This window comes from Phytohabitans aurantiacus, from assembly GCF_027923225.1.
Lineage (GTDB): Bacteria > Actinomycetota > Actinomycetes > Mycobacteriales > Micromonosporaceae > Phytohabitans > Phytohabitans aurantiacus.
Genome location: NZ_BSDI01000032.1, coordinates 90,812 through 114,829 on the forward strand (window position 1 = coordinate 90,812; position 24,018 = coordinate 114,829).

Below are 24,018 nucleotides of genomic sequence, written 5' to 3' on the forward strand. Positions count from 1 at the left end.
CTGTTCGGACGGGGTGGCGCTTTCCCGCAGGTAGTACGCCCACCATCCGGACCCGTACGGACCGTGCCGCGATCAAGGCCAACCCCGTCGATCAAGGGCAAATGCACGCGGATTGAGATCAAACCGCGTGCATTCGCCCTTGATCGACGAAAAAGGGCGTCGGGCTTAGGCGGGTGGGCCCGCCAGGAGACGGACGACTGCATCGATGTCGGCCAGGTTGTCGAGTACCACGTGTGCCCCGGCGGCGGCCAGGTCAGCGGCCATGGTGCCGCCCGTGGCGACCGCGATCGCCGTCACGCCGTTGGCCAGCGCGGCGGTCACGTCGTGCACGGTGTCGCCGACCACCAGTACATCGGCGGGCTGGAACTCGCCGTGCCGCGCGATCGCGCGTTCCAGGCTGCGCCGCACGAGCGTGGCGCGCACGACGTCTTCGGTGCCGTACCCGCCGATCTCCACGTCGACCAGGTCGGTCAGCCCGAACGCGGCGAGCTTGGCCTCGGCGATCGGCCGCAGGTTTCCCGTGACGAGGGTCTGCACCACGTGCGGCTGGGTGCCGAGCGCGGCCAGCACGTCGGGCACGCCGGGCATCAGATAGCCCTTTTCGCGTACCAGGTGGCGGCGGGTCAGGAATTCGGCGATCACCGCGTCGAAGAAGCTGTCGAGGTGTGGCTCATAGTCCGCGACGCCGTGGAGCGTGAACGTCTGCACCGCGATGTCGCGGTCGGTGCGCCCGGCCATCAGGGCCGTTTCGCGGTACGGAATGCCGGTGGCCGCGGTGAACGCGGCACCGAAGGCAATCTGTCCCACCCCTCCGGCGTACATGAGTGTGTGGTCGATGTCCCACATGACGAGGCGGCGCATGCCCTCGATAGTGCCAGCACGTTTGATCCACTACGGCGTGGGTAGGGCGGGCAGATGAGCCGACCAAAGATCGTGATCATCGGTGCCGGCTTCGCCGGGTACCAGGCAGCCCGCAAACTGAGCAGGCTCGCACGGGGCGCGGCCGAGATCGTGCTGCTGAACCCGACCGACTACTTCCTCTACGTACCGCTGCTGCCCGAGGTGGCCACCGGTGTCCTGGAGCCGCGGCGGGTGTCTGTGTCGCTGCCCGCGACGCTGCCGGGCGTGCGGCTGGTGCTCGGCGAGGCGTCCGGCATCGACCTGGAGCGCCGCAAGGTCATCTATGCCGACGCCGAGGGCCGGTACCGCGATCTGAGCTACAACCGGCTCGTGCTCGCCGCCGGCAGCGTCAACAAGCTGCTGCCGATCCCCGGGGTCGCCGAGCACGCGCACGGCTTCCGCGGCCTGCCGGAGGCGTTGTACCTGCGCGACCACGTCACCCGCCAGATCGAGATGGCCGACCTGACCGATGACCCGGACGAGCGCGCCGCCCGGTGCACGTTCGTCGTGGTCGGAGCCGGCTATACGGGTACCGAGGTGGCGGCGCACGGCGCGCTCTTCACCGGTGACCTGGTCAAGGGCCATGGCCGGCTGCTCGACCAGCCAGTGCGCTGGATGCTGCTCGACGTGGCCGACCGGGTGCTGCCCGAGCTGGACCAGCGGTTGTCGAGGACCGCCGACCGGGTACTGCGCGAGCGCGACGTGGACGTGCGCATGGGTACCTCGGTCAAGGAGGCCACCCACGACGGCGTACACCTCACCGACGGCACCTTCGTGTCGACGCGCACGCTGATCTGGTGCGTCGGCGTGCGGCCGGACCCGCTGGTCGCCGACCTCGGGCTGCCCACCACGAAGGGGCGGCTGGTGGTCGACGAGTACCTCAACGTGCCCGGTCACCCGGAGGTCTTCGCGTGCGGCGACGCGGCGGCGGTGCCCGACCTGACCCGGCCCGGCGAGATAACCACGATGACCGCGCAACACGCCAGCCGGCAGGGCAAGCTTGTGGCGCGCAACATCGCCGCGTCGTACGGCCAGGGCAGGAAGCGGGCGTACAAGCACAACGATCTCGGGTTCGTCGTGGACCTCGGAGGCTGGCAGGCGACCGCGAACCCGTTGCGGATACCGCTCGCCGGGCTGCCCGCCAAGCTCGTCACGTCGGGCTACCACCTGCTGGCGATGCCGGGCAACCGGCTGCGCACCGCCGTCGACTGGGCGCTCGACGCCGTCCTGCCACGCCAGACCGTCCAATTAGGACTCGTACCGGAGTCGGCCACCCGATTGGACGTGACCTCCGCGTCCTAGACAGCCCGCCATGATCAGGGCGTCCCTCAAGTAGTCCTAACGACTTGAGGGACGCCCTGATCACGATTTGGTGGGGGTGAGGCGGAAGACGTGGATGTCGCGGCCGCCGGCCCGCTTCACGTACGCCTCGTACGGCGGCCACTCGGTGGTGACCAACTGCCACAGGCGGTCACGCTCGGCGCCCGTGGCAAGGTGCGCCTCGACCGGTACCTGGCGGCCCTTGACCGTCACCGTGGCCCGGGGGTTGGCGAGCAGGTTGAGCGCCCAGGCCGGCTGGTGGGTCTGGCCCCAGTTCGAGCCGGTCACCACCCAACCGTCGCCGTCCCGGACGAACAGCAGCGGCTGGGTGCGCGGCTGGCCGGAGCGCCGGCCGGTGGTGGTGAGCAGCAGCGACGGGACGATGCCGAGCGCGACGACCCGACCACCGGTGAGCCGGCCGACCAGGCGGTCGGCCGGCACCAGGATCCGGCCGGTGTTGGCGAACCAGGCGGCTCCACCGAGCCGACGGGCGAGGGAACGGATGCCTGCCATCGGCACAGTGTGAACTACGTCATGCGGCGCCGTTCGATTGGCAGCCGGGAGCGGGTCAGCAGGCCCGCCCCGAGCATCGCGAGCAGCGGTACCACCAGTACGACCGCGAGCGAGTCCCACGGCACGCCGATCGGGTACGGCTGCTCACCCGGCCACATGTCCGCGCTGGCCTGGTTGAAGGCGTACAGCACCGCCGCCGACGCGCCCAGGCCGGCGAGTACCCCGAGCACCGAACCGAGCCCGGCGATCACGCCCGACTGGCTCAGCGACAGCCGCCGGCGTACCCCTGGACTGGCACCAACCGCGGCGAGCGTGGACAGGTCCGCGCGGCCATCCGCGGCCGCGAGGCCCGTCGCGATGCTCGCCGCGCCGAGCGTGATCAGCCCGGCCGCCGCGGCCAGGATCAGCAGCGTCGGGTCGTCGCTGCTCGCCGGCGGCCCGGTCTCCACCATCGACTGAAGGCCGGGGTCCAGGTCGCGGAGCCCGGCGGCCAGCCCGTCCCGTTCGGCCTGGCTCGGCATCCGGCTGGTGGCGACCACGACGCCATACGTCGCGTGGCCGAATCCGACTTTGGCGATCGCGGCCGGCGAGATGATCGTGCCGGCCAGCGGCGTTCCCGTCGTCATGGCGTACCCCGGCACCGTGACGGTGCGCAGCTTCTGCTGGCGGTCCCGCGTGATGGTGCCGTCGGTGGACGGGTCGTAGATCTCGAGGGTCACGTTGCCGTCCACGAGGTACTTGGCCTCGTCGACGAGCACGCCGCCGTTCGCCAATGTGGACTTCGCCCGAGCGAGGTCATCGCCGGTGGCCCCGGTCAGGGCGCTCACCACCTCCGGCCCGCCGACCGCCAGCCCGTACCCGCCGCTGGTCCAGGTGTAGGTGGCCACGTCGCACCGGGGGTCCTTGCGGGCGGCCCGCTGCTCGTCGCGGCTCAGTGGCCCGGGCGCGTCGATCCACGGGCAGGCCCGCTCCTCGGGGATGCGAGGGCTGGCGCCGCAGGATTCCTCGGGTTTCGCGCCGGGGCAGGTCACCCGCCCGATCGGTACGACCTCGGAGGCCGGTAGCGAGTCCTTGACGATCGCGGTGACCCGATCGAAGTCCGGCGCCTTCTGCGCGGGGTCGGTTGGGTTCATCGGGTAGTACTGGACCAGCGCGTTTCCGGTCACCAGGGTTGGCCGGTACCCGAGATGGTTTCGCTCCTCGTCAGCGGTGAGCACGACGCCGAGGGCGACGCTGCCCGCGACCGCGGCCATGACCGCGGCGATCGCCGGCGCGGAGGCGGCCCGGTTGCGCGCGGTGTCGCGCAGGGCGATCCGCGGGGCGAGCGGCAGCACCCGGCCGAGCCGGGCGATCAGCCCGACCAGCGACGGCGTGCAGAGCACCAGGCCGAGTTCGCCGACGATGAGGCCGAGCAGGATCACGTTCGACGAGACGCGCCAGGCGCCGAACGTCGCGGCCGCCGTACCGATCGCGGTGAGCGCGATGCCGAGCACCAGCCACCGCTTGCGGGAGCGCAGGACGCCGCGACGTCCGGTCAGGGCGGCGACCACGTCCGCGCGGGCAGCCGTGAACGCGGGCACGAGCGCGGCGAGCAGCCCGGTCAGGACCGCTATTCCGGCGATGGCGGCCAGGGCGAGCGGGAAGATGCGGTACCCGCCGGCCCGCGCGTGAATGACGTACTCCTCGATCAGCGGGCGGCCCGCGAACGCGGCCAGTACACCGATCACCAACCCGGCGACGGCGCCGACCGTGCCCAGCACGACACCGTCGGCCAGCACGATGCGCCGCAGGTGCGCCGGCGTACCGCCGTTGGCGGCGACGAGCGCGAGGTCGCGCTGGCGGCGGCGCGCGCCCACCGCGAACGCCGGACCGGCGAGCAGCACCACCTCGAGGACGCCCAGACCGGCGATCAGGCCGCCCACGGCGAACGCCTCGGCGTTGGCATCGCCCTCGCCGTACGAGATGGCGATCTCGCTGGGGGGTGGCGGGTCGAGTATGACCGCGCGGGACTTGATGACCATGCCGCGCTCGTTGAGCTGTTTGACCTGCGTCCACGTGACCGGGGTTGGCGCGTCCCACAGCCAGCGGTTCACGCTCCACTCCCCGGCGCGCGTGGGCATCTTCCCGCTCGGGAACACCACGTTCTGGTGGAGACCGGAGGGGATCTCGACGAACCCGGTGACTTTCCAGGAGCGGCTGCGGTCAGCGTTCTGGATGGTGTCGCCGATCCCGGCGTCCAGCCGTTTCCCGGCGTTCTTGGTGATCGCCACCTCGGCGTCGCCGGACGGTGCGCGCCCTTCCAGCAGCTCGATGTACCCGGCGGCGAGCGGGTCGGCCACGTCCATGCCGTACGAGTTGAGGTTGCCGACCCCGGTCGCGGTGCGGAACTCGACGATCCCCTCCTGCGACTGGACGATCCGGCTGCCGGCGGGCAGCGCGCCGAGCAGCTCGGTGCCGCTGATCGGGGTCGTGCGGGGCTCGCCCTCCGAGCCGTAGGCGTCGCCGGTGGGGGACTGCTCCACCCGGCCGCTGTACGCCCACTCGACCAGCGCGTCGGCGCTGCCGAGTTCGCGGTTGGCCTCCTCCTCGGGCCTGAGGTCGAACATGTCGTAGCTGGCGGCGGCGAAGCTCAGCGCCAGTACCGGCAGCATGATCATCGCGACGACGAGTGCCGAGCGCCCCTTGGCCCGCCGCGCCTCGCGGCTGGCGATCCGCAGGGCGGTGCGCCAGCCGCTCACGAAACCGTTCATGAGGCGGGCTCGAGGAGCTGTTCGGCCTCGGTCAGCGGGCCGGACGTGTCGACGATGACGCCGTCACGCAGGAACACCACCCGGTCGGCCCAGGCGGCGTGCCGCGCCTCGTGTGTGACCAGTACACCGGCGGCGCCCGCGTCCACGCGGGTGCGCAACAGGCGCAGCACGGCCTCGCCGGTCTGCGAGTCCAGGGCGCCGGTTGGCTCGTCCGCCAGGACGAGGCGCCGGTCGCCGATCAGCGCGCGGGCGATGGCCACGCGCTGCTGCTGGCCGCCGGACATCTCGTCGGGGAAGCGCGGCGCGAGCTCGCTCAGGCCGACCTCGCCGAGCGCCGCGATGGCCTGCTGGCGCGCCTTGCGTACACCTACCCCGTCCAGTTCGAGGGGGAGCGCCACGTTTTCCGCGGCGGTCAGGCTGGGCAGCAGGTTCAGGTCCTGGAAGACGTACCCGATGGAGCGCCGACGCATCGCGGCGAGCTGGCGCCGGGACATGGCGCCGATCTGCTGGCCCTCGACGAACACGTCGCCGCGGCTGGGGCGGTCGAGCCCGCCCGCGAGGTTGAGCAGCGTGGACTTGCCCGAACCGGACGGTCCCATCACGGCCACCAACTCGCGCGGCGCGACGGTCAGCGTGACCCCGCGCAGCGCGTGCACGGAAGCCTCGCCGGTGCCGTGCGTGCGATACGCGTCGCGGATCTCAAGAACGTTCATACGTCACCTCGCTGTGTTCCGGCGCCGGGCGGGACGTTGCGGATGTGGGTCGGGGCGTGCGCGTATGTCGGACGAGGCTGGCCTCGCAGTGGTCGAGCCACCGCACCTCGGCCTCGGCCTGGAAGATCATGGCGTCGAGCACCAGCCGCCAGGGCAGGTCAAGGTCGTCGTCGCCACGCGTCTTGAGCCGCGTGTACTCCTGCAGCGCGCGCATGGTCGCGGTGCGCTGGGTCTGCACCACCGTCTTCACGTCGACCCCCGGGGTCGTGATCGCGAGTGCCAGCTTGATCGCCAGCTCGTCGCGCGGGCGGTCGGTGCGGTTGATCGGGGTGGCGAACCAGACCGCAAGGTCGGCTCGTCCATTTTCGGTGATTTCGTACGGCCGCTGCCCCCCGTCGTTCTCCGGCAGCGGACGGACGAGGCCGTCCCGTTCCAGGCGATTGAGCGTGGTGTAGACCTGCCCGATGTTGAGGGGCCAGGTAGCGCCGGTCGACTCCTCGAAAGCGGCGCGGAGCTGGTAGCCGTACATCGGGCCGCGCTCCAGCAGGGCGAGCAGGCCATGGCGGATGGACATGGCTACCGAGTATGCATACTCGGTATGCCGCAAGCAAGTTTCCTGTGGTCAGGGGCGGCCCGGGTAGGGGACGGTGGCGGGGGTCAGGGCCGCGGCGCGGCGCCAGCGAGTCGCGCGGACCGCCGCGTCGGTCAGGCCCGCCAGCGCCGTCGCCCGGTCGGTGCCGGTCGTGGTCGGCAGGCAGCCCCGCCAGACCGCCGCCGTCCGATCCTCGATCTCCACGGCGAGGCGGAGGGCGCTCGCCTGGTCGGTGACCGGAAAGGGCAGCGTGTACGCGGGCGCGGCCGGTGCCGGCGTCGCACCCTCGCCCGTCAGCTTGAGGATCAGCGCGTCCCGCCGGGACCGGTGCGCCGCCTCGGCCGAGCGGGCGGCGGTGACGGCGGCGGCCGTGAGGCGCGCCCCGATCGGCCCGTACGCGTAGATCGCGGCGTGCTCGGCGGCCAGCGCGTCAGCCAAGGTGGTCATGCGTGCCCCCTGCGGAGGTGCGGTGCTTCATCGGACCACTTCCAGATGGGTGGCGCGGGCGGCGGAGATCGAGCCGAGCAGGGCGGCCCGTTCGGCGGGCGCGGCGAGGCAGGCGTCGGCGGCGCTCTTCTGGCCCTGCTGCTCGGCCGTGCGCAGGGCGGCGAGGGTGGCCTTGACGTCACCCGCGGGTGTCGCCGCTGGCGTGGTCGCTGCCGGAGACGGCGTCGCGGCTCCCGTCAGCTTGGCCAGATCGGCCGCGTGCTGGCGGTGCGCTTCCAGTACCGGGGTCAGGCGGCCGGCCAGTTCGGGGTACGCGGCGATGGCCGCCTCGTGCCGCGCGGCGAGGTCGAGCGTCCCGGCGAGCAGCGGGGCGAGCGGGTCCGGGCTGGCCACCGGCTCCGGCTCGGATTCGAAGAGGTCACAGCCCGCCAGCGGGGCCACGGCCACCGCCAGAAGGGTGGCGCGCAGCACGCCCCGGCGCTCCGGCCGGTAGGCGGCGCGCGGTCGATCATTCGGCCAGCTCTGCACCGGCCAAGTCTGCCGTACCCGGACCAGTCGGTGCGCCGGCCGCTCCGAAGGTGCGCCGGCGCGTTACGCTCTGCGCAGCCACCGGGCGCGTGGGTCCGGTGGCACGAAGCCGTGGCTGCTGACAGGGGCTTCACCGAGGTTAAGGGGTGCGGAGATGACGGAGCGTGGCCGCACCACCCGCGTACCGCCACGAGTCTCGGCCGACCGCGTGCGCGCCGTCGTCGAGCCCGTGGTCGCCGCGGCCGGGTACGACCTGGAGGAGTTCGCCGTCTCCCGAGTGGGCCGGCGCCACGTCGTACGGGTTGCCATCGACGGCGACGGCGGGGTGAGCCTCGACGCGATCGCTGACGTGTCCCGGGCGATGTCCGCCGCCCTCGACGCGGCCGAGGAGGCCGAGGGCGACCTGCTGCCGGGCGAGTACGAGTTGGAGGTCGGCTCCCGTGGGGTCAGCCGGCCGCTGAGCCTTCCCCGGCACTGGCGCCGGAACACGGGCCGGCTGGTCAAGGTGACCGCCGCCGGCCGCTCGCTGACCGGCCGGATCGTCGCGGCCGACGACGCCGGTGTAGTCCTGGACGTAGACGGCGTCCATCACGAGACGGCGTACGCCGACCTCGGTCCGGGACGGATCGAGGTCGAGTTCAGCCGTGGCGGCGATGAAGACGACGAGATCGATGATGACGACGAGATCGAGGAGGACGACGAGAGGTGAACATCGACCTCGCGGCCCTGCGCGCCTTGGAGCGCGAGCGGGAGATCCCGTTCGACACGATCCTCGCGGCCATCGAGACAGCGCTGCTGACCGCATACCGCCACACCGAGGGCGCCCAGCCGCACGCCCGGGTGGAGATCGACCGCAAGACCGGCGCGGCCCTGGTGTACGCGCAGGAGTTCGACGCTGACGGCGATGTCGTCCGGGAGTGGGACGACACCCCGCACGACTTCGGCCGCATCGCCGCGATGACCGCCAAGCAGGTGATCCTCCAGCGACTGCGGGAGGCCACCGACGAGGTGCACTTCGGGGAGTACGTCGGGCGCGACGGCGACCTGGTGACCGGTGTCGTGCAGGCGCACGAGGCACGCGCCGAGAAGGGCATCGTCACCGTCGACCTGGGCAAGCTGGAGGCGGTACTGCCGCACTCCGAGCAGGTGCCCGGCGAGATCTACGCGCACGGCCAGCGCATCCGGTGCGTCGTGGTACACGTCGCGAAGGGATTCCGCGGGCCGCAGATCACCCTCTCGCGGTCGCATCCGAACCTCGTCAAGAAGCTCTTCGCGCTGGAGGTACCGGAGATCGCCGACGGCACGGTCGAGATCGCCGCGATCGCCCGTGAGGCGGGCCACCGTACCAAGATCGCTGTCCGGTCGACGGCGCCCGGCGTCAACGCGAAGGGCGCGTGCATCGGGCCGATGGGCCAGCGGGTGCGCGCCGTCATGAGCGAGCTGCACGGCGAGAAGATCGACATCATCGACTGGTCGGACGATCCCGCCGCGTTCGTCGGCAACGCGCTCTCGCCGGCCAAGGCGCTGCGCGTCGAGGTCGTCGACGCGGCGTCCCGCACGGCCCGGGTGACGGTCCCGGACTTCCAGCTCTCCCTGGCGATCGGCAGGGAGGGGCAGAACGCCCGCCTCGCCGCCCGCCTCACCGGTTGGCGGATCGACATCCGGCCCGATACCGACCAGGCGCCGGCGGCCGGTGCGCCGCGGCACGGCGGTAATGATCACGCGACCGAACCAGGCGGAGCGGTCGCCGAGGCTTAGGGGTAGACTTTCCTTTGGTACGACGTGCGCGGCCGGTACGTACTTGTGTGGGTTGCCGGCAGCGTGCGCCGGCCGCTGAGTTGCTGCGGGTTGTCGCGGTCGCCAGTGAGGCTGGCCACAGCCTCATGCCCGATTCGACCCGTAGACTGCCGGGTCGGGGAGCACATGTGCATCCTGATCCGGCTTGCTTCGCGCTGGCGGAGCGGCGTCGTGCCTTTGGCAGGGCGCTTCGCGTCACCGGGGTCCTTGACACCGGTGCGTTGGCCGAGCACCTCCGTGCGGTAACCACTACGACCGGCCACCAGGTCGGGCGAGGGTCGCAGACAGAGCAAGGTAGGACGACCGACATGAGCACACGATGAAGTCGCTGAAATGACCAGGCTTCAAGTGCAGGAGTGAGGTCGCTGCGGGTGCCGCCCGCACGACCTCGGAGTGAGGAGTGCAGTGGCAGGCAAGGCCCGCGTACACGAGCTTGCGAAAGAGCTCGGGGTCGAAAGTAAGACCGTTCTCGCCAAGTTGAAAGAGATGGGCGAGTTCGTCAAGTCCGCATCCAGCACGGTCGAGGCACCCGTCGCACGCCGCCTGCGTGGCGCGTTCGCGGCGGGCGGCAGCGCGCCCGCGGCACCGAGGGAGGCGGCCTCTCCGGCAGCCCCACCGGCAGCCCCGGCGCCGGCCGCGGCCCGCGTTTCGGCCCGACCGGCACCGCCGAGGCGGGTGACGCCATCGGCGCCACCAGCACCGTCGTCGCCGGCAGCACCCGCGGTTCCCGCGGGCGGCGGCCGTCCGCGTGGCCCGGTGCCCGCGCCGCCACCACCGGCCCCGGTGGCGAAACCGGCCAGTGCCCACGACATCGAGGTCGCCGCGGCTGAGGAGCGTGCGGCCCGACTGAAGAAGGAGCAGGAGGCCGCGGTCAAGGCCGCGCAGCAGGCTGCTCAGCAGCGCGACACCGCCCGGCGCGAGCCGCCGGCCGACGGCGCCACCCGGCCGAGGCCCGGCCCGGGTGCGATCCCGCCGCGGCCCGGTTCGCCGGCGGCCCGTCCGTCCGGTCCCGGTGGTCCTGGTGGGCCCGGCGCCGGCCAGGGTCGGCCCGGCCCTCGTCCGGGTGGTCGCAGCGGTGGCAACAACCCGTTCGGCATCACGCCCAGCGGCCAGCGTCCGGCAGCGTCCGGTGGGCCTCGGCCCAACCCGGCGTCGATGCCGCCGCGGCCGAGCCCGGCGTCGATGCCGCCGCGGCCCAGCCCGGCGTCCATGCCGAGCCAGCGTCCGGGACGTCCCGGTGGCGGTGGCCCCGGCCGGCCCGGTGGCGGTCCCGGTGGCGGCGGTGGCGGCGGCGGTCGCACCGGCGGTGGCGGTGGCTTCCGTCCCGGTGGCGGCGGCGGTGGCGGTGGCTTCCGCGGCGGTGCCGGCGGTGGCGGCGGCGGTGGCGGTGGCTTCCGTCCCGGTGGCGGCGGCGGTCCCGGTGGTGGCGGCGGCGGTGGTTACCGCGGCGGTCCCGGCGGTGGTCCGGGCGCGCCGGCCGGCGGCGGTGGCCGTCCCGGTGGCGGCGGGCGCGGGCGTGGCGGCGGTGCCGCGGGCGCCTTCGGCCGTCCGGGTGGCAAGCCGACCCGTGGTCGCAAGTCGAAGAAGCAGCGCAGACAAGAGTTCGACAATCTGTCCGCGCCGACCATGAGCTCTGGCGCTCCGCGCGGCAGTGGTCAGGCGATTCGCCTGTCGCGGGGTGCCTCGCTCTCGGACTTCGCAGACAAGATCAACGCGAACCCGGGCGCGCTCGTCCAGGAGATGTTCAACCTGGGCGAGATGGTCACGGCCACCCAGTCGTGCTCCGACCAGACCCTGCTGCTGCTCGGTGAGCACCTCGGGTTCGACGTGCAGATCGTCAGCCCCGAAGACGAGGATCGCGAGCTGCTCGCGCAGTTCAACATCGACCTCGACGCGGCGGTCGACGAAGACCGGCTGGTCAGCCGGCCACCGGTCGTGACCGTCATGGGCCACGTCGACCACGGTAAGACGAAGCTGCTCGACGCGATCCGCAAGACCAACATGGTCGCGGGTGAGGCCGGCGGCATCACCCAGCACATCGGTGCGTACCAGGTCATGGTGGAGCACGACGGCAACGAGCGGGCGATCACCTTCATCGACACCCCGGGTCACGAGGCGTTCACCGCCATGCGTGCCCGTGGTGCCCAGGTGACCGACATCGTCATCCTGGTCGTGGCGGCCGACGACGGCGTCATGCCTCAGACGATCGAGGCGTTGAACCACGCCAAGGCGGCCGAGGTGCCGATCGTGGTCGCGGTCAACAAGGTCGACAAGCCGGAGGCCAACCCCGACAAGGTGCGCCAGCAGCTCACCGAGTACGGGCTGGTGGCTGAGGAGTACGGCGGCGACACGATGTTCGTCAACGTGGCCGCCAAGCCGGGCATCGGCATCGACGAGCTCCTCGAGGCCGTCCTGCTGACCGCCGACGCGTCGCTCGAACTGACCGCCCCGATCGACGGCCCCGCCCAGGGTGTCGCGATCGAGGCGCACCTCGACAAGGGTCGGGGCGCGGTGGCTACGGTGCTGGTCCAGAAGGGCACCCTGCGTGCCGGCGACTCGATCGTCGCCGGTGGGGCGCACGGCCGCGTCCGGGCCATGCTGGACGAGAATTTCCAGCCGGTCTCCGAGGCCGGTCCGGCTCGTCCGGTGCAGGTGCTTGGCCTGACGGCTGTCCCGGGGGCGGGCGACACGTTCCTCGCCGCCGCGGACGACCGCACGGTCCGGCAGATCGCCGAGCAGCGGCAGGCACGGCGGCGCGCGGCCAGCTTCGCCAACCGTGGTTCCCGGGTCACGCTCGAGAACCTCCTTGAGCAGATCAAGGAAGGCGAGAAGACCACGCTCAACCTCATCCTCAAGGGTGACGTCTCCGGTTCGGTGGAGGCCCTGGAGGATGCGCTGTTCAAGATCGAGATTCCGGACGAGGTACAGCTCAAGATCCTCGACCGGGGTGTCGGTGCGATCACCGAGAGCAACGTCATGCTCGCCAGTGCCTCGTCCGAGGCCGCGACGATCATCGGCTTCAACGTGCGGGCCTCCAACAAGGTCCGCGAGATAGCCGACCGCGAAGGCGTGGAGATCCGGTACTACACGGTCATCTACCAGGCCATCGAGGAGATCGACGCGGCGCTCAAGGGCCTGCTCAAGCCGGAGTACGAAGAGGTCGACCTCGGGTCGGCGGAGATCCGCGATGTCTTCCGCTCGTCCAAGGTCGGCAACATCGCCGGCTGTCTGGTCCGGTCGGGGCTCATGCGCCGCAACGCCAAGGCGCGCCTCCTGCGCGATGGCGCCGTGGTCGCCGACAACCTCACCATCAGCTCGCTGAAGAGGTTCAAGGACGACGCGACCGAGGTCCGCGAGGGCTTCGAGTGCGGTCTGACCCTGCAGGGTTACAACAACCTTCAGGTTGGTGACGTCATCGAGACGTTCGAGATGCGCGAGAAGAAGCGCGCCTGACGGATCGACGCGAACGCGGCCACCCCGCCCCTCCAGGCGGGAGCTGGCCGCGTTCGCGTAGATTTCCTCGCCGTGTATACCGGTACGGCAGTCTTCGACGTCCTGCTTCCTGGCGACTCGCGGTCGCTGAAGGAGAAGCGTTCCTACGTGCGACCGATCATTGCGGCGCTGCGCCGTTTCGAGGTGTCGGTGGCTGAGGTGGGTGCGCTCGACCTCCACGCCCGCGCCGAGATCGGCGTCGCGGTGGTGGCCGCCGAGCCGCGCCACGTGGGCGAGGTGCTCGACTCGTGCGAGCGGGCGGTGGCCGGGCGGCCGGAGCTCGAATTGCTCTCCGTCAGGCGCCGGCTACACGGTGACGATGAGTAGGCAGGGCCCTGGACCTGGGTACTCACACAGGTAGTGTTCAGGGTTGTTAACCGTGCTGCGGAGGTGACGAGATGACGGACCCAGCCAAGGTGCGCCGGCACGCGGAGCGTGTGCGGGAGCTGGTGGCGTCGGTGGTGCGTACCCAGATCAAGGATCCGCGGCTTGGCATGATCACGATCACCGACGCGCGGATCACGGCCGACCTGCGCGACGCCACGGTGTTCTACACGGTCCTCGGTGACGCCGCCGCCCAAGCGGGCACGGCCGCCGCGCTCGACAGCGCCAAGGGCATGGTGCGCAGCACCGTGGGCAAGGCGCTCGGGCTGCGGCACTCGCCGACGCTGACGTTCGTCCACGACGACGTGCAGGAGCACGCCAAGCACATGGACGACCTGCTGGCCCAGGCCCGCATGGCCGACGCCGAGGTGCAGCGGATCGCGGCCGGCAAGACGTACGCCGGCGACGCCCACCCGTACCGCGAAGACGACGACGAGTCGGCCGACGAGTCGACCGAAGAGGACGAACGGTGACAACGCTCGCCGAGCCGGCGGCCGACACGTCGGGGCCGTCCGCCGCTGAGTGGGCGGCGGCGGTCGCGGCGGTACGCGACCTGCCGTCCGACGCCCGGGTCCTGCTGGTCTGCCACGTCAACCCCGACGGTGACGCGCTCGGCAGCATGCTGGGCTTCACGCTGGGCCTGCGCCGGCTGGGTCTGCTCCGGTCACAGGCCACGTTCCCGGGCCCGTTCGAGGTGCCGCCGCCGTTCCGGGGGCTGCCGGGGCTCGACCTGCTCGTGCCGGAGGCAGAGGCCGACCCCGACCCGGATCTGCTGGTCTGCTTCGACGCGGCGAGCGCCTCACGGCTCGGCGGGCTTGTCGACCGGCTCGACACGGCCGGCGCCTCGATCGTGCTCGACCACCACGCCTCCAACCCCGGCTTCGGCTATATCAACCTGATCGACCCCACGGCCGCCGCCACCTCGGTGGTGGCCGAGCAGCTGCTGGCGCGGCTGGGCGTGGCGCTCGACGCGGAGATCGCCGAGTGCCTGTACGTGGCGCTGGCCACCGACACCGGCTCGTTCCGCTTCGACATGACCACCCCCGCGGTGCACGAGATGGCCGCCCGGCTGATCGCCACCGGCATCAGCCCCGGTGAGATATCCCGGCGGATCTTCGACACCCGGCCGTTCGGGGCGATCCGGCTGTACGGCGACGTGCTCCAGCGCGCCCAGCTCGAACCGGACGTGGCCGGCGGTCTCGGCTTGGCGTGGACGTACGCGACCCTCGACGACCTCGCCCGGTACGACCAGAAGCCCTACGTGCTGGAGGCGCTCATCGACTCGGTGCGCATCGCCGCCGAGGCCGACGTGAGCTGCCTGGTCAAGCAGGTTCGCCCGCACGAGTGGGCGGTGTCGATGCGCAGCAAGGGCGCGGTCGACGTGAGCCGCGTCGCCGTGGCGCTGGGCGGCGGCGGGCACCGGCTGGCGGCCGGGTTCACCGGGCGCGGCACGATCGACGAGGTGATGGCCGCGATCCGGGCCGAGCTGGCGGGTATCGACTCCAGCGGATAGCCCGGCGACAATCGACCTATGGTCGAGGAGGACGTCGCCGTCCCGGCACCACGTTCCTGGGACCGCCCGGCGGTCACCGTGCCGGTCTTCGCCGCGCTCGCCGCGGTCGGTGGTCAGTTTCCGGGCTTTACGCGCCAGGCCAATCTCTTCATCCTCGCCGTCGGCGGGGTCTTTGTCTGGGTGGGGTTGGCAGGCTGGGTACGCCAGCCGGCGCGGCCGCTGATCGGAAGGCGGGCCTCCGCGGCGTGGTGGTGGCTGCTGCCCGCCGCTGTCTTCGGTGTACTGGAGAGCGCCACGTTCCTGCTCGGCTCCAGCGACAGCTATCCGACGTTCTCCCGGCTCGCCGACCCGCTGCTGGAGCGCGAGGTGGTCCGCTCGGTGGGCTACTTCGGCTGGTTGGCCGCGTTCTGGGGGCTGGTGCGGCGGTGAGTCTCACCAGGGCGGTCGCGATCGGTGGGTTCGTGCTTGCTATGGGGCTCTTCGTCGCGGTGGAGTGGGCGGCGCGGCGAGAGGGTTCGCGCATCCCGACGCTCGGCGACGTGTGTGGGGCCGTGATGCGCGCCGAGGTCGGGCGGGTGCCAGTGGGCCGGATCGTGCTGCTCGTCTTCTGGTGGTGGATCGGCTGGCACTTCCTTGCACGCTGATGAACCTGAGACTACCGGTCCGTATCGCGGGAACCACGCGCGGTGGCTCCTGACTGAACGCTAACTTGGTTTCCTGAACGACCGTTGCTGTGCCCTCCAGGGTCCTACCCGACCCGGGCCGGCGCCCCGGCCACCTCTCCGGCGATCCCGGAGTGCTGTCCGTCGGTGTCACGCTCAATCGCCCGCAGTGCGGGTGCGCCGCCGGCGCGCCGCACGCACCCTGGAAGGACCCGGTCTCATGGCGAGCAAGCCAAAGCCGGAGACGACTGAAGAGGCCCGCGAGCAGGCTCGCCGCGCTCTTCAGACGTCGATGGACACCCGTCAGTAAGTCTCCCCGCCCCGTTGCCCCGCCCTGTCACCATGCCGGGGTATGAGAGTCCACGGCCCTGATGGGCGCCGTTGGTGGGTCGGGCGTCGCTGGCTTCCCTGGCGCCCCAGGGCCCGCAAGATCGATCGCGAGTTCCACGACTTCGCGACCGTTGGCGCTGACGAGCCGATCTCGTTCCTGATTGGCCTTGGCCTGACGGTCGCGTTGCTGCTCGTGCCGATCGTCCTCGTGGGCGTGATTCTCGTCGCCGAATGGTTGATCCTGCTGCTTCTGTTGCCCCTGGCGACGCTTGTGCGGATCGCCTTCGGCATGCCCTGGACGGTGGTCGCGCGCTCCCGCGCTCCGTACGCCCGCTACGCCGGCCGGGCACACGGCTGGGGTGAGTCGCGGGCGCTCATCGACTCGGTGGCCGAGGAGATCGCCCGCGACGGGGCACCTCGCACGATGGAGCGCCTCAGCGCTGCTCGGTGAGGGCGCTGGTCACCTTGGCCGCGTCGAAGCGGGCCGGATCGAAGTCGGCCGGGTCGTCGAAACCCATCCACTCCATCGCGGTTTCGTGGTCGTCGTGAGTGGGATCGGCGAGCGCTTCCATCAGGCCCTCGTATCCCCACACCCCGCCGCAGTCGTCGGGCGGCGCCGCACGCCGGCCGCCCGTGCACCGCGGGTAGACGGCGCCGCGCTTGGGCTCGCCGAGCTTCTCGACCAGGATCTCGTGTTCCCAGTTGTCGCCGAAGTCGTACGTGTACGTGATTTCGCTGCCCGCGCCGGGCGCCACCTGCTCCAGCGTGACCCGGCTCTCCGCCTGGTGGCCGAGCTCGACGTCGGGCGTGCCGAACTGGCCGTACGGGGTGTCGAAGACGTGCATGTGGCTGTCGTCCCAGTCGAACGCGATCTGAAGCACATCGTGGAGCACGGGGAGGCTGATGTCGCCCGGCACCTCCAGCCGGCGCCAGATCGGCGGCCGCGCGCCGCTCAGGGTCACCTTGATCTGGTAGATCGGCGCTGGACCCATGGACTTCTTGCGCTTCGTGGGCAGCTTGGCCACGCGTGAGCGGCTCGCACCGCGCCCAATCCCTTGACCGCCGTGCGGCGCGGGCGGCTTCGTGGGCGCGGGGAGTGCGCTCATCCGCTTCCGCACGAGCGTGGCCATGGGCAGGTACCCGGGGCCGTCCTCGTCGTACAGGGGCTCGTCCTCGTCGATACCGTTTTCGGCGTCGTGTACCGCGCGAGCGTCCAGGGCCGTTTCGACCCGCCAGCGGAACTCCGCCGGATCCAGGGCTTCGGGGGACCGGCGGCTGCCCGCCTGCGCCGCCTTGAGTACGACGGGGATCTGATCGGGGTCGAGCAGCAGGATGTCGGCGGCCGCGCCGCAGTCCTCCTCGTCGACCATGACGATCAGGCCGTGTGCGTGCCCCGAGCGGTGGAAGGTGCAGGACAGCAAGGACGCGGTGCCTGACTTGTCCGCAAGGCTCTTGTAGTCGGTGGCCGTCACCGGTGCGTTGATCTCGTCGGCCCACGGCGGTGGCGTGACGCCGGCTGTTCGCATCTGGTCGGCGCCTGCCATGGCGGACTCGGCCAGCGAGTCCTGTGCCACGGCGGCGAATGCCAGCAGCAAGGCCAGTGCTTCGCGGGACCCACGCTCCGCGATCTTCAAGATGATCTCGTGCGCCGCCTCACCCAGGTCTTCGGCGGCGACCGCGAACGTGGCGGTCATGATCGCGCCCAGCAGTTCCGCCGCGATCGGGTCTTCCTCGTCGAGGAGGCTGGCCGCGGTGCCGACCATGTCGTCGATCATCTGATCCGGGTCGACATCTTCGCCGCTGCAGGCCGGGCAATCGCAGTCCTCGGCGGGTGGGGCGATGACGGCGAGTGGCTCGGAGCGGCCGGTCGACCTCTTGCCGCGCTTGCGGCCGCGGCTCACAGGGCTCATTCGCCACAGTGTGCCCGATACGCGTGCGCCGCCTGACAAGGGGACGGTGGTAAGTATCCAACGGGCTTGTGGTCATTACCTGAGCGATGCCAGGATGGCGAGCGATGTCCGAGTACTCCCTGCGTCGCGTCGCGAGCCTCGCGCTGCCCGCGCTCGTGGTGCTCGCCGCCGAGCCGCTGTACGTGCTCGTGGACACGGCGGTCGTCGGTCACCTCGGCAGGCTGCCGCTGGCGGCGCTCGCCATCGGGGGCACCGTCATGTCGGTCGCCGCGTGGCTCGGCGCGATCATGGCGTACGGCACCACCGGGCGGGCCGCTCGCCGGTACGGCTCGGGCGATCGCGCCGCGGCGGTGGCCGAAGGGGTACAGGCGTCGTGGCTGGCGCTGGGAGCGGGCGTCGCTCTGGCGGTGGCCATGCAGGTGGCGGCCGGGCCGCTGGCCAGTACCCTCGCCGGAGCTGAATCCGACGTTGCTGGCGCGGCCGCGCAATGGTTGCGGATCGCGGCGCTGGGCGCCCCTGGTCTGCTCCTCGCCGCCGCGGGCAACGGCTGGATGCGCGGGGTGCAGGACACCCGCCGCCCGCTGCGCTACGTGCTCGGTGCCAACGTGCTCTCGGCCGCGCTGTGCCCGGTGCTCGTGTATCCGCTGGGCATGGGCCTGCACGGGTCGGCGGTCGCCAACGCGGTCGCGCAGACCGTGTCCGGTGTGCTGTTCGTGCGGGCGATCGTCGTCGAGGGGGTGCCGCTGCGGCCGCAGCCCGCGATGATGCGCCAGCAGGTGATGCTCGGGCGCGACCTGCTGATCAGGGGCGCGGCGTTTCAGGCCAGCTTCCTGTCGGCCACCGCTGTCGCGGCGCGCTTCGGCACCGCCGTGGTGGCCGCTCACCAGATCACTCTCCAGCTGTGGTTCTTCTGCGCGCTCGCCCTGGACGCGGTCGCCATCGCCGCTCAGTCGCTGGTCGGCGCAGCCCTCGGCGCCGGACAGGAGGCCGAAGCGCGCGACCTGGGACGCCGGATCGCGGTGATGGGCGGCGTCTGCGGGGTCGGGTTCGCGATCCTGGTCGGGGCGGGTGCTGGTGTGGTGCCAGGATGGTTCAGCTCCGACCCGGCCGTGCACGAGCAGGCGATGGTCGCGTGGCCGTGGTTCGTGGGGCTGCTGCCGCTCGCGGGCGTCGTGTACGCGCTCGACGGCGTGCTGATCGGCGCCGGCGACGCCCGATTCCTACGCAACGCGACGATCGTGGCGGCCGTGGGTGGGTTCCTGCCGGCGATCTGGCTGGCGTACGCGCTGGAGGCTGGCCTTGGCGGGATCTGGGCTGGGTTGGCGCTCTTCATCGTGCTCCGCCTGGCCACCCTCCTCACCCGCCTCCGCTCCGGCGCCTGGGCAATAGCAGGCGCCGTCCGCTGAACCCGCCTTTCTCAGGCCAGGACGTACGACTCGTCGCCGAAATCGGCCACGATCTTCAGCTTGCCGCCCAACGCCTGCACGTAGGCGGCGAGGGTGTCGACCTCGCTCCGCGAGATCTGGCCTTTTTCGATGCGCGACACCCGGGCCTGGGTGACTCCCATCGCCTTGGCCACTTCGACCTGCGTCGTGCGCTGGCGGCGGCGAACCTCGGCCAGCCGGTAGGCGCGTGACTCGGCGATCAGCCGCTGCGCGCCCTCGCCGATCTCCTCCAGCTCGGCCTCGGTGAAGCCGAGCTCGGCCTTCATGTCACCCCATGTCCGGGCGTCCGGATCCCGCAGGTGGTCGTTCATCTGCCCCTCCCTCCATCCGCTTCAGATGTTCCGCGTACGCCGCCTCGGCCAGCGGTATCGCGCTGCGATACCAGCTGCGCCACTTTCCGGCCTTGTCGCCGCCGACCAGGATTACCGCGTGTCGTTCCGGGTCGAAGACGAACAGCAACCGGACCTTGCTTGCCCCCGAGGAGCCGGGCCGGAGCTCCTTGAGGTTTGACAGCGACGAACCCGTCACGCTGTCGACCAGCGGGCGTCCCAACGCCGGGCCTTCGATGCTGAGCGCTTCGAGAGCCTGGCTGACGAGTTGGAGCGTCCGGCGGTCGGTGCGGCGTAGCGAATGCAGCCACGAGCGCGCCGGTTCTACGACGACGATGAGCCAACTCATTCGCGATCCTCACCTCTCTCACTATAACGCTGACAGCATATGTTGCCTAGGTTGTTGTTCGCTGTCCCGGTCTGAGAGGGTGAGGGGGTGAGTGATGGGCTTGTGGTGGTGGACAAGGCGCCGGGGATGACGTCGCACGATGTGGTGGCGCGGGTGCGGCGGTTGGCGCGGACGCGGCGGGTCGGGCATGGGGGGACGCTCGACCCGATGGCCACGGGCGTGCTCGTGATCGGGGTTGGCCGGGCGACGCGGCTGCTCACCTACGTGATCGGGTCGGCGAAGGGGTACGCGGCGACGATCCGGCTCGGGCAGAGCACGGTCACGGACGACGCCGAGGGCGAGGTGGTCGCGACCGCGCCGGCCGGTCACGTCACCGATGATGCGGTACGTGAAGGGCTTGCCGCCCTCACCGGTGAGATCGACCAGGTGCCCAGCGCCGTGAGCGCGATCAAGATCGACGGCAAGCGGGCCTACAAGCGGGTACGCGAGGGGGAGCAGGTCGAGCTTGCCGCGCGCCGGGTCACGGTGTCGCGCCTCGACGTGCTGGCGATCCGGCGAGCCGGGGAGACCGTTGACGTCGACGTCGATCTGGAGTGCTCGTCGGGCACCTACGTGCGCGCGATCGCCCGCGACCTCGGTGCCGCGCTGGGCGTCGGCGGGCACCTGACCGCGCTGCGGCGTACGACGGTTGGTGGCTTCACGCTGGCCGAGGCGTCCACGTTGGACGAGTTGGAGAAGGTCGCGCCCGACGTGGTCAACCTGCCGCTCGCCGGTGCGGCACGGCGGTTCTTCGCCACCCGCGAGGCCGACCCTGTCGAGGCGAAGACGCTGTCGCACGGCGGTCCACTATCGACGGTCGGCATCGACGGGCCGTACGCGGTGTTCGCCCCGGACGGCGGTCTCCTGGCGGTGGTGAGCGAGCGGGACGGGAAGGCCCGGCCCGAGGTGGTCTTCACCGGGTAGTGGGGCTGTCGTCCCAGGCACTGCGCACTGTGCTGCCCTCGCCGAGGTCGTTTTCGCCGAGCACCCGCGCCTGCCGCCGGTACACGTTGACGATCACCCCGGCGACCCCGGCCAGCGGCCCCAGGTCGAGCGGGTCACGCCCGTGGTGGTGCAGCTCGATCATCGGTACCTCGGTGCCGGCGAGCGCCGACAGATCGGGCGGCTCTCCAAAGTGGACACACAGGTGCTCCAGGGCGGGCGCCACCGGCAGCTCCAGGGTGGTGCCCATCCCCTCGACGGTGAGGTCGAGCCGCGTCAGCCGCGGCAGCCGCACCTGTGCCAGCGGCGCCATGTCGCCCGCCCGGTACAGCGACAGCCGCCGCAGGCGCGGCCACTCCAGGGTGCCGGTCCGGTAGAACGGCCCCGCCTCCATGCCCAGGATCGACAGGTCGAGCTCGGCCAGCAACTGACCGTTGGACACCTCGCCGCGCACGTCGAGCTGCGTGAGCTGCGGCATGCGCGCGATCGGCGCGAGATCGAGCGTGCGGCTGGCAGAGGTGACGCGAAGGCTGTCGAGGGCACAGCTCGCGAGCGGGCCGGCGTCGGCGCAGTTGGACACCGACAGGTGCCGCAGGCTGGTCAGGTCTCGCACGAACCCGAGGTCGACCGGTTCCAGGTCGAGCGACGACACCGTCAGGTACCGGAGCCGGCGCAGGTGCCGCAGCGTGGGCAGCAGGCCGCGGTCGTCGACCACCAGCTCACCGGCGCGCAGCGGCGAATCGCGGAGCACGATCCGGGCGTAGTCATCGGGGTCGAAGCGCGGCCACGCCTGGGTCAGGGCGTCGACGACGGCGAGCCGGGAGTCGCCGCCCAGCCTGGCGAGCAGCGGGAGCGCGGCGGGATCGGCGGTCGCCGCGGCGGCTTTGACGGTGAGGACCCGCGCGTACTCGTTGGGCGGGACGGGCGCCGCGATCAGCAGGTCGAGTGCGAACGGTCCGGCCCGGCCCAGCGCCATGGCCGCGGCCTCCGTGCGTGGCGGGAGAAGGTTGACGGTGGCCTTCCGGATCGCCGCTTCCAGCTCGGGTCCGCGCTCCGGTGAGGTCTCCAGGCAGGCCAGGGCGATCAACCGCAGCAGGTCGCGGTGTGTGCGATCGGTGTCGGCGGCGCCGCGGTCGAGCAGCCCGTACAGCAGGGTGTCGCGGGCGCTCGCGCTGGCGTGGCCGGCGGCCATCACCACCACCTCGTGCCACGCGGGCAGGTGCGCGTGCGCCGTCAGCACCCCGAAGTCGCCCTCGTCGACCGCCTGCTTGGCGGCCAGGTACTCCTGGAAGGAGCGGTGCACGAAGTCGACCCGCTCGGCGACCTGCTCCCTGAGCAGGCCGCTGCGTTCGAGCAGTACCCGATAAACCTGATCCGGCGCGGCCGTGACCTGCGGCATGGCCCGGAGTTTCGCGGCGATCCGGCCGACCGCGTCGGCGCGGGCGGCGTCGGACCACCCGTTGCGGATCAGCCAGTACGCGAGGTCGCACAGCAGCAGCGTCTGCTCGGTGCGGCCGAGCGCGGGCCGCGCGTCGATGCGGCGTTCGCGGTCGCGGCGCTCCAGCAGCATGTGCAGCGCCACCTCGTACAGCTCCATGCGGTTGCCGGGGAGCTGGCCGCGCCGGTCCCGGTGCAGGGCGCAGAGCAGCGCGCACAGCAGCGGGTACCCGGCGAGCTGGCGCAGGTGGCGGTGCTGGTCCAGGGCGGCGAGCAGGCGGCGTTCCTGCTCGGTGACCTCGTCGCGGTCGGGCTCGGTGCGGCAGCCGCTGCGCATCGCCTCGTGCCAGCGGCCCACGAAGATCCGCACCTGTGCGGGCGTCATCGGCTCCAGCTCGGCCGGGAGGAAGCCGTCGTTGTCGAGCCAGTCGTGCGGCGCCGCGGCCGGGCGGGACGTGACCACGTACCGAGCGTGCGGGAACGCGTCGATCAGGTCGCGCAGCCACCGGCGCACCTCGTCACGCCGCTCCTCGGCCAGCTCGTCGACGCCGTCGACGAGCACGATCGCCCCACCCCGCGTCCGGAGCTGGCGCTGCACCCAGCCGGGCGGCATCTCCTCGGCGATGTGCCGGCCCACCTCGTTGAGGAAGTCTTCGGGTGCGGGCAGAGTCGCGGTGGCGTACCGGCGCAGCGGCAGGAAGAAGGGCACCGCGCCGCCGTCCGCGTCCCGCGCGGCCCGCACCGCGATCCAGTGCAGCAGCGTCGTCTTGCCGATGCCGGCCTGGCCGCGTACGAAGATCCGGTCGGAGCGGGCCAGCACGCGCTCCACGGGAGCCGCGCCCTCGACGGCCTCGCGCGCGGTCAGGCTCAGATAGGCGACGGAGAGCGGGTACCGCCGGCTGGACTCGCTGAGCGTCGCGCCGAAGAACTCGACCCGGTCGAGCCGGTTGGCGACGAGCTGGCGATAGTCGCGTTCGAAATCCTCGACGCCGCGGCGCTCGGGCAGCCGCGCCAGCACTTCCGCCACGTCGTCGATGATCTGGCGATCGCGGCGCAGCAGCTCGGCCAGGCCCGCGATGCCGGCGCCGGGCAGCGTGCGGGCCACCTCGATCGTGTACGCCGAGCACTCCCGCAGCACCAGGTCGTAGAGCCGGACACCACCGTCGCCGAGCCCCGCGCGCGCCGTGCGGTCCGGGTCCTGCGAGCGCAGGTACCGGTCGAGGTAACCGGCGTCCAGATCCTGCTTGAACAGGTCGTCTTCGGTGAGGGTGGCCGCCTCGAAGGTGTCACGCACGGCGTCGACCGCGGCCCGCCGCTCGTGCTCCGGCAGGTCGCCGAACTCCCGCTCCACCAGCGGCTGCACCCGGTCGGCGACGAGGTCGGCGGTCTCGTCCCGTACCCGCTGGAGCCGGCGCCGTTCGCGCTCGCTGGTGAGCTTCTGCGCGGCCAGGTCGATCGCGCTGCCGCCGACCTCGGAAACGAGCTTCGCGTCGCCGAACCAGACACCGAACGCCGCTCTCACCACCGCCGCGCCGAGTGTGATCGCGGCCACCTCAAGCCCTGGCACGCGCCGAGGATGTCACACGCGGGCAAGGCTCACCTCCCCCGCGGCCTAAGCTGGGCGGC

At 71.7% G+C, this 24,018-nt stretch carries 23 protein-coding genes and 1 pseudogene; 13 read left to right on the forward strand and 11 right to left on the reverse strand.

Features of this window, described 5'->3' with window-relative positions; translation table 11 throughout:
- Positions 1 to 165: 165 nt before the first annotated feature.
- On the reverse strand, positions 166 to 861 hold the full coding sequence (locus QMG73_RS28280; protein ID WP_281900629.1) for an HAD family hydrolase: 696 nt from the start codon (positions 859 to 861) through the stop codon (positions 166 to 168).
- Between the two features lie 54 nt (positions 862 to 915).
- Here QMG73_RS28280 and QMG73_RS28285 point away from each other — a divergent pair, with 54 nt between their 5' ends.
- A complete protein-coding gene (locus tag QMG73_RS28285) occupies positions 916 to 2,202 on the forward strand; it encodes an NAD(P)/FAD-dependent oxidoreductase (RefSeq protein ID WP_281900631.1) in 1,287 nt (428 codons plus the stop codon).
- A 60-nt stretch (positions 2,203 to 2,262) separates the two neighbouring features.
- On the opposite strand, the gene QMG73_RS28290 is transcribed toward QMG73_RS28285, so the two are convergent.
- Genes QMG73_RS28290 through QMG73_RS28315 form a run of 6 tightly spaced genes read right to left on the reverse strand, consistent with a single transcriptional unit; the run spans position 2,263 to position 7,676 of the window.
- Positions 2,263 to 2,733, reverse strand: coding sequence for a nitroreductase/quinone reductase family protein (locus QMG73_RS28290; protein WP_281900633.1), 471 nt, complete (start codon positions 2,731 to 2,733; stop codon positions 2,263 to 2,265).
- Between the two features lie 14 nt (positions 2,734 to 2,747).
- Positions 2,748 to 5,483, reverse strand: coding sequence for an ABC transporter permease (locus QMG73_RS28295; protein ID WP_281900635.1), 2,736 nt, complete (start codon positions 5,481 to 5,483; stop codon positions 2,748 to 2,750).
- Complete coding sequence (locus tag QMG73_RS28300) at positions 5,480 to 6,196, reverse strand: ABC transporter ATP-binding protein (RefSeq protein WP_281900637.1); 717 nt, start codon at positions 6,194 to 6,196, stop codon at positions 5,480 to 5,482. The genes QMG73_RS28295 and QMG73_RS28300 overlap by 4 nt, the downstream gene beginning before the upstream one ends.
- The gene (locus QMG73_RS28305; RefSeq protein WP_281900639.1) at positions 6,183 to 6,770 is read right to left on the reverse strand and encodes a PadR family transcriptional regulator; all 588 of its coding nucleotides are present in this window, start codon (positions 6,768 to 6,770) and stop codon (positions 6,183 to 6,185) included. The genes QMG73_RS28300 and QMG73_RS28305 overlap by 14 nt, the downstream gene beginning before the upstream one ends.
- A 48-nt stretch (positions 6,771 to 6,818) precedes the next feature.
- Positions 6,819 to 7,235 carry a ferritin-like domain-containing protein gene (locus tag QMG73_RS28310; protein ID WP_281900641.1) on the reverse strand — a complete coding sequence of 139 codons (417 nt, stop codon included), beginning with the start codon at positions 7,233 to 7,235 and terminating at the stop codon, positions 6,819 to 6,821.
- A gap of 27 nt (positions 7,236 to 7,262) precedes the next feature.
- Positions 7,263 to 7,676 (reverse strand): hypothetical protein, encoded by a 414-nt coding sequence (locus QMG73_RS28315; RefSeq protein ID WP_281900869.1) that lies wholly within the window; start codon positions 7,674 to 7,676, stop codon positions 7,263 to 7,265.
- Between the two features lie 241 nt (positions 7,677 to 7,917).
- On the opposite strand from QMG73_RS28315, the gene rimP reads away from it, so the two are divergent.
- The 10 genes and pseudogenes from rimP to QMG73_RS28365 all read left to right on the forward strand — a co-directional run bounded on the left by rimP (position 7,918) and on the right by QMG73_RS28365 (position 16,392).
- Complete coding sequence (gene rimP, locus QMG73_RS28320) at positions 7,918 to 8,472, forward strand: ribosome maturation factor RimP (RefSeq protein ID WP_281900643.1); 555 nt, start codon at positions 7,918 to 7,920, stop codon at positions 8,470 to 8,472.
- Positions 8,469 to 9,521 (forward strand): transcription termination factor NusA, encoded by a 1,053-nt coding sequence (gene nusA / locus QMG73_RS28325; protein ID WP_281900645.1) that lies wholly within the window; start codon positions 8,469 to 8,471, stop codon positions 9,519 to 9,521. The genes rimP and nusA overlap by 4 nt, the downstream gene beginning before the upstream one ends.
- 14 nt (positions 9,522 to 9,535) lie before the next feature.
- Positions 9,536 to 9,872 (forward strand): annotated as a pseudogene (locus QMG73_RS28330) (YlxR family protein).
- A 93-nt stretch (positions 9,873 to 9,965) separates the two neighbouring features.
- A complete protein-coding gene (gene infB, locus QMG73_RS28335; protein ID WP_281900648.1) occupies positions 9,966 to 13,013 on the forward strand; it encodes a translation initiation factor IF-2 in 3,048 nt (1,015 codons plus the stop codon).
- A gap of 72 nt (positions 13,014 to 13,085) precedes the next feature.
- Positions 13,086 to 13,379: a DUF503 domain-containing protein gene (locus tag QMG73_RS28340; RefSeq protein ID WP_281900650.1), complete on the forward strand. Its 294-nt coding sequence runs from the start codon at positions 13,086 to 13,088 to the stop codon at positions 13,377 to 13,379.
- Between the two features lie 71 nt (positions 13,380 to 13,450).
- Positions 13,451 to 13,909, forward strand: coding sequence for a 30S ribosome-binding factor RbfA (rbfA, locus tag QMG73_RS28345; RefSeq protein WP_281900651.1), 459 nt, complete (start codon positions 13,451 to 13,453; stop codon positions 13,907 to 13,909).
- A complete protein-coding gene (locus tag QMG73_RS28350) occupies positions 13,906 to 14,949 on the forward strand; it encodes a DHH family phosphoesterase (RefSeq protein ID WP_281900653.1) in 1,044 nt (347 codons plus the stop codon). The genes rbfA and QMG73_RS28350 overlap by 4 nt, the downstream gene beginning before the upstream one ends.
- An 18-nt stretch (positions 14,950 to 14,967) precedes the next feature.
- Positions 14,968 to 15,378, forward strand: a complete 411-nt coding sequence (locus tag QMG73_RS28355) for a hypothetical protein (protein ID WP_281900654.1) — start codon at positions 14,968 to 14,970, stop codon at positions 15,376 to 15,378.
- 41 nt (positions 15,379 to 15,419) lie between these two features.
- Positions 15,420 to 15,593: a DUF6186 family protein gene (locus QMG73_RS28360; protein WP_281900870.1), complete on the forward strand. Its 174-nt coding sequence runs from the start codon at positions 15,420 to 15,422 to the stop codon at positions 15,591 to 15,593.
- 370 nt (positions 15,594 to 15,963) lie between these two features.
- Entirely contained in the window at positions 15,964 to 16,392 is a 429-nt protein-coding gene (locus QMG73_RS28365; protein ID WP_281900656.1) for a hypothetical protein, read from the forward strand.
- On the opposite strand, the gene QMG73_RS28370 is transcribed toward QMG73_RS28365, so the two are convergent.
- Positions 16,376 to 17,851 carry a plasmid pRiA4b ORF-3 family protein gene (locus tag QMG73_RS28370; protein WP_281900658.1) on the reverse strand — a complete coding sequence of 492 codons (1,476 nt, stop codon included), beginning with the start codon at positions 17,849 to 17,851 and terminating at the stop codon, positions 16,376 to 16,378. The genes QMG73_RS28365 and QMG73_RS28370 overlap by 17 nt on opposite strands.
- Before the next feature lie 104 nt (positions 17,852 to 17,955).
- Between QMG73_RS28370 and QMG73_RS28375 the strand changes: the two genes are divergently transcribed.
- Positions 17,956 to 19,257: an MATE family efflux transporter gene (locus tag QMG73_RS28375; RefSeq protein ID WP_281900659.1), complete on the forward strand. Its 1,302-nt coding sequence runs from the start codon at positions 17,956 to 17,958 to the stop codon at positions 19,255 to 19,257.
- A gap of 11 nt (positions 19,258 to 19,268) precedes the next feature.
- On the opposite strand, the gene QMG73_RS28380 is transcribed toward QMG73_RS28375, so the two are convergent.
- Both QMG73_RS28380 and QMG73_RS28385 read right to left on the reverse strand, forming a co-directional pair.
- Positions 19,269 to 19,607, reverse strand: coding sequence for an XRE family transcriptional regulator (locus QMG73_RS28380; protein ID WP_281900661.1), 339 nt, complete (start codon positions 19,605 to 19,607; stop codon positions 19,269 to 19,271).
- The gene (locus QMG73_RS28385; RefSeq protein ID WP_281900663.1) at positions 19,564 to 19,974 is read right to left on the reverse strand and encodes a type II toxin-antitoxin system RelE/ParE family toxin; all 411 of its coding nucleotides are present in this window, start codon (positions 19,972 to 19,974) and stop codon (positions 19,564 to 19,566) included. Before QMG73_RS28385 ends, QMG73_RS28380 begins: the two co-directional genes overlap by 44 nt.
- 87 nt (positions 19,975 to 20,061) lie before the next feature.
- On the opposite strand from QMG73_RS28385, the gene truB reads away from it, so the two are divergent.
- A complete protein-coding gene (gene truB / locus QMG73_RS28390; protein WP_281900665.1) occupies positions 20,062 to 20,937 on the forward strand; it encodes a tRNA pseudouridine(55) synthase TruB in 876 nt (291 codons plus the stop codon).
- On the opposite strand, the gene QMG73_RS28395 is transcribed toward truB, so the two are convergent.
- A complete protein-coding gene (locus tag QMG73_RS28395; protein ID WP_281900666.1) occupies positions 20,927 to 23,959 on the reverse strand; it encodes an NACHT domain-containing protein in 3,033 nt (1,010 codons plus the stop codon). The two genes, truB and QMG73_RS28395, sit on opposite strands and share 11 nt — an antisense overlap.
- Positions 23,960 to 24,018: the final 59 nt, after the last annotated feature.

What these genes read in the sequence shown, in the direction of transcription:
- rimP (WP_281900643.1), top strand. Translation starts at nt 7,918, where the DNA reads ATGACGGAGCGTGGCCGCACCACCCGCGTACCGCCACGAGTCTCGGCC.
- QMG73_RS28370 (WP_281900658.1), bottom strand. Translation starts at nt 17,851, where the DNA reads ATGAGCCCTGTGAGCCGCGGCCGCAAGCGCGGCAAGAGGTCGACCGGC.
- QMG73_RS28285 (WP_281900631.1), top strand. Translation starts at nt 916, where the DNA reads ATGAGCCGACCAAAGATCGTGATCATCGGTGCCGGCTTCGCCGGGTAC.
- QMG73_RS28295 (WP_281900635.1), bottom strand. Translation starts at nt 5,483, where the DNA reads ATGAACGGTTTCGTGAGCGGCTGGCGCACCGCCCTGCGGATCGCCAGC.
- QMG73_RS28280 (WP_281900629.1), bottom strand. Translation starts at nt 861, where the DNA reads ATGCGCCGCCTCGTCATGTGGGACATCGACCACACACTCATGTACGCC.
- QMG73_RS28290 (WP_281900633.1), bottom strand. Translation starts at nt 2,733, where the DNA reads ATGGCAGGCATCCGTTCCCTCGCCCGTCGGCTCGGTGGAGCCGCCTGG.
- QMG73_RS28305 (WP_281900639.1), bottom strand. Translation starts at nt 6,770, where the DNA reads ATGTCCATCCGCCATGGCCTGCTCGCCCTGCTGGAGCGCGGCCCGATG.
- QMG73_RS28300 (WP_281900637.1), bottom strand. Translation starts at nt 6,196, where the DNA reads ATGAACGTTCTTGAGATCCGCGACGCGTATCGCACGCACGGCACCGGC.
- QMG73_RS28355 (WP_281900654.1), top strand. Translation starts at nt 14,968, where the DNA reads ATGGTCGAGGAGGACGTCGCCGTCCCGGCACCACGTTCCTGGGACCGC.
- QMG73_RS28385 (WP_281900663.1), bottom strand. Translation starts at nt 19,974, where the DNA reads ATGAGTTGGCTCATCGTCGTCGTAGAACCGGCGCGCTCGTGGCTGCAT.
- QMG73_RS28310 (WP_281900641.1), bottom strand. Translation starts at nt 7,235, where the DNA reads ATGACCACCTTGGCTGACGCGCTGGCCGCCGAGCACGCCGCGATCTAC.
- QMG73_RS28360 (WP_281900870.1), top strand. Translation starts at nt 15,420, where the DNA reads ATGGGGCTCTTCGTCGCGGTGGAGTGGGCGGCGCGGCGAGAGGGTTCG.
- QMG73_RS28365 (WP_281900656.1), top strand. Translation starts at nt 15,964, where the DNA reads ATGAGAGTCCACGGCCCTGATGGGCGCCGTTGGTGGGTCGGGCGTCGC.
- QMG73_RS28375 (WP_281900659.1), top strand. Translation starts at nt 17,956, where the DNA reads ATGTCCGAGTACTCCCTGCGTCGCGTCGCGAGCCTCGCGCTGCCCGCG.
- QMG73_RS28380 (WP_281900661.1), bottom strand. Translation starts at nt 19,607, where the DNA reads ATGAACGACCACCTGCGGGATCCGGACGCCCGGACATGGGGTGACATG.
- rbfA (WP_281900651.1), top strand. Translation starts at nt 13,451, where the DNA reads ATGACGGACCCAGCCAAGGTGCGCCGGCACGCGGAGCGTGTGCGGGAG.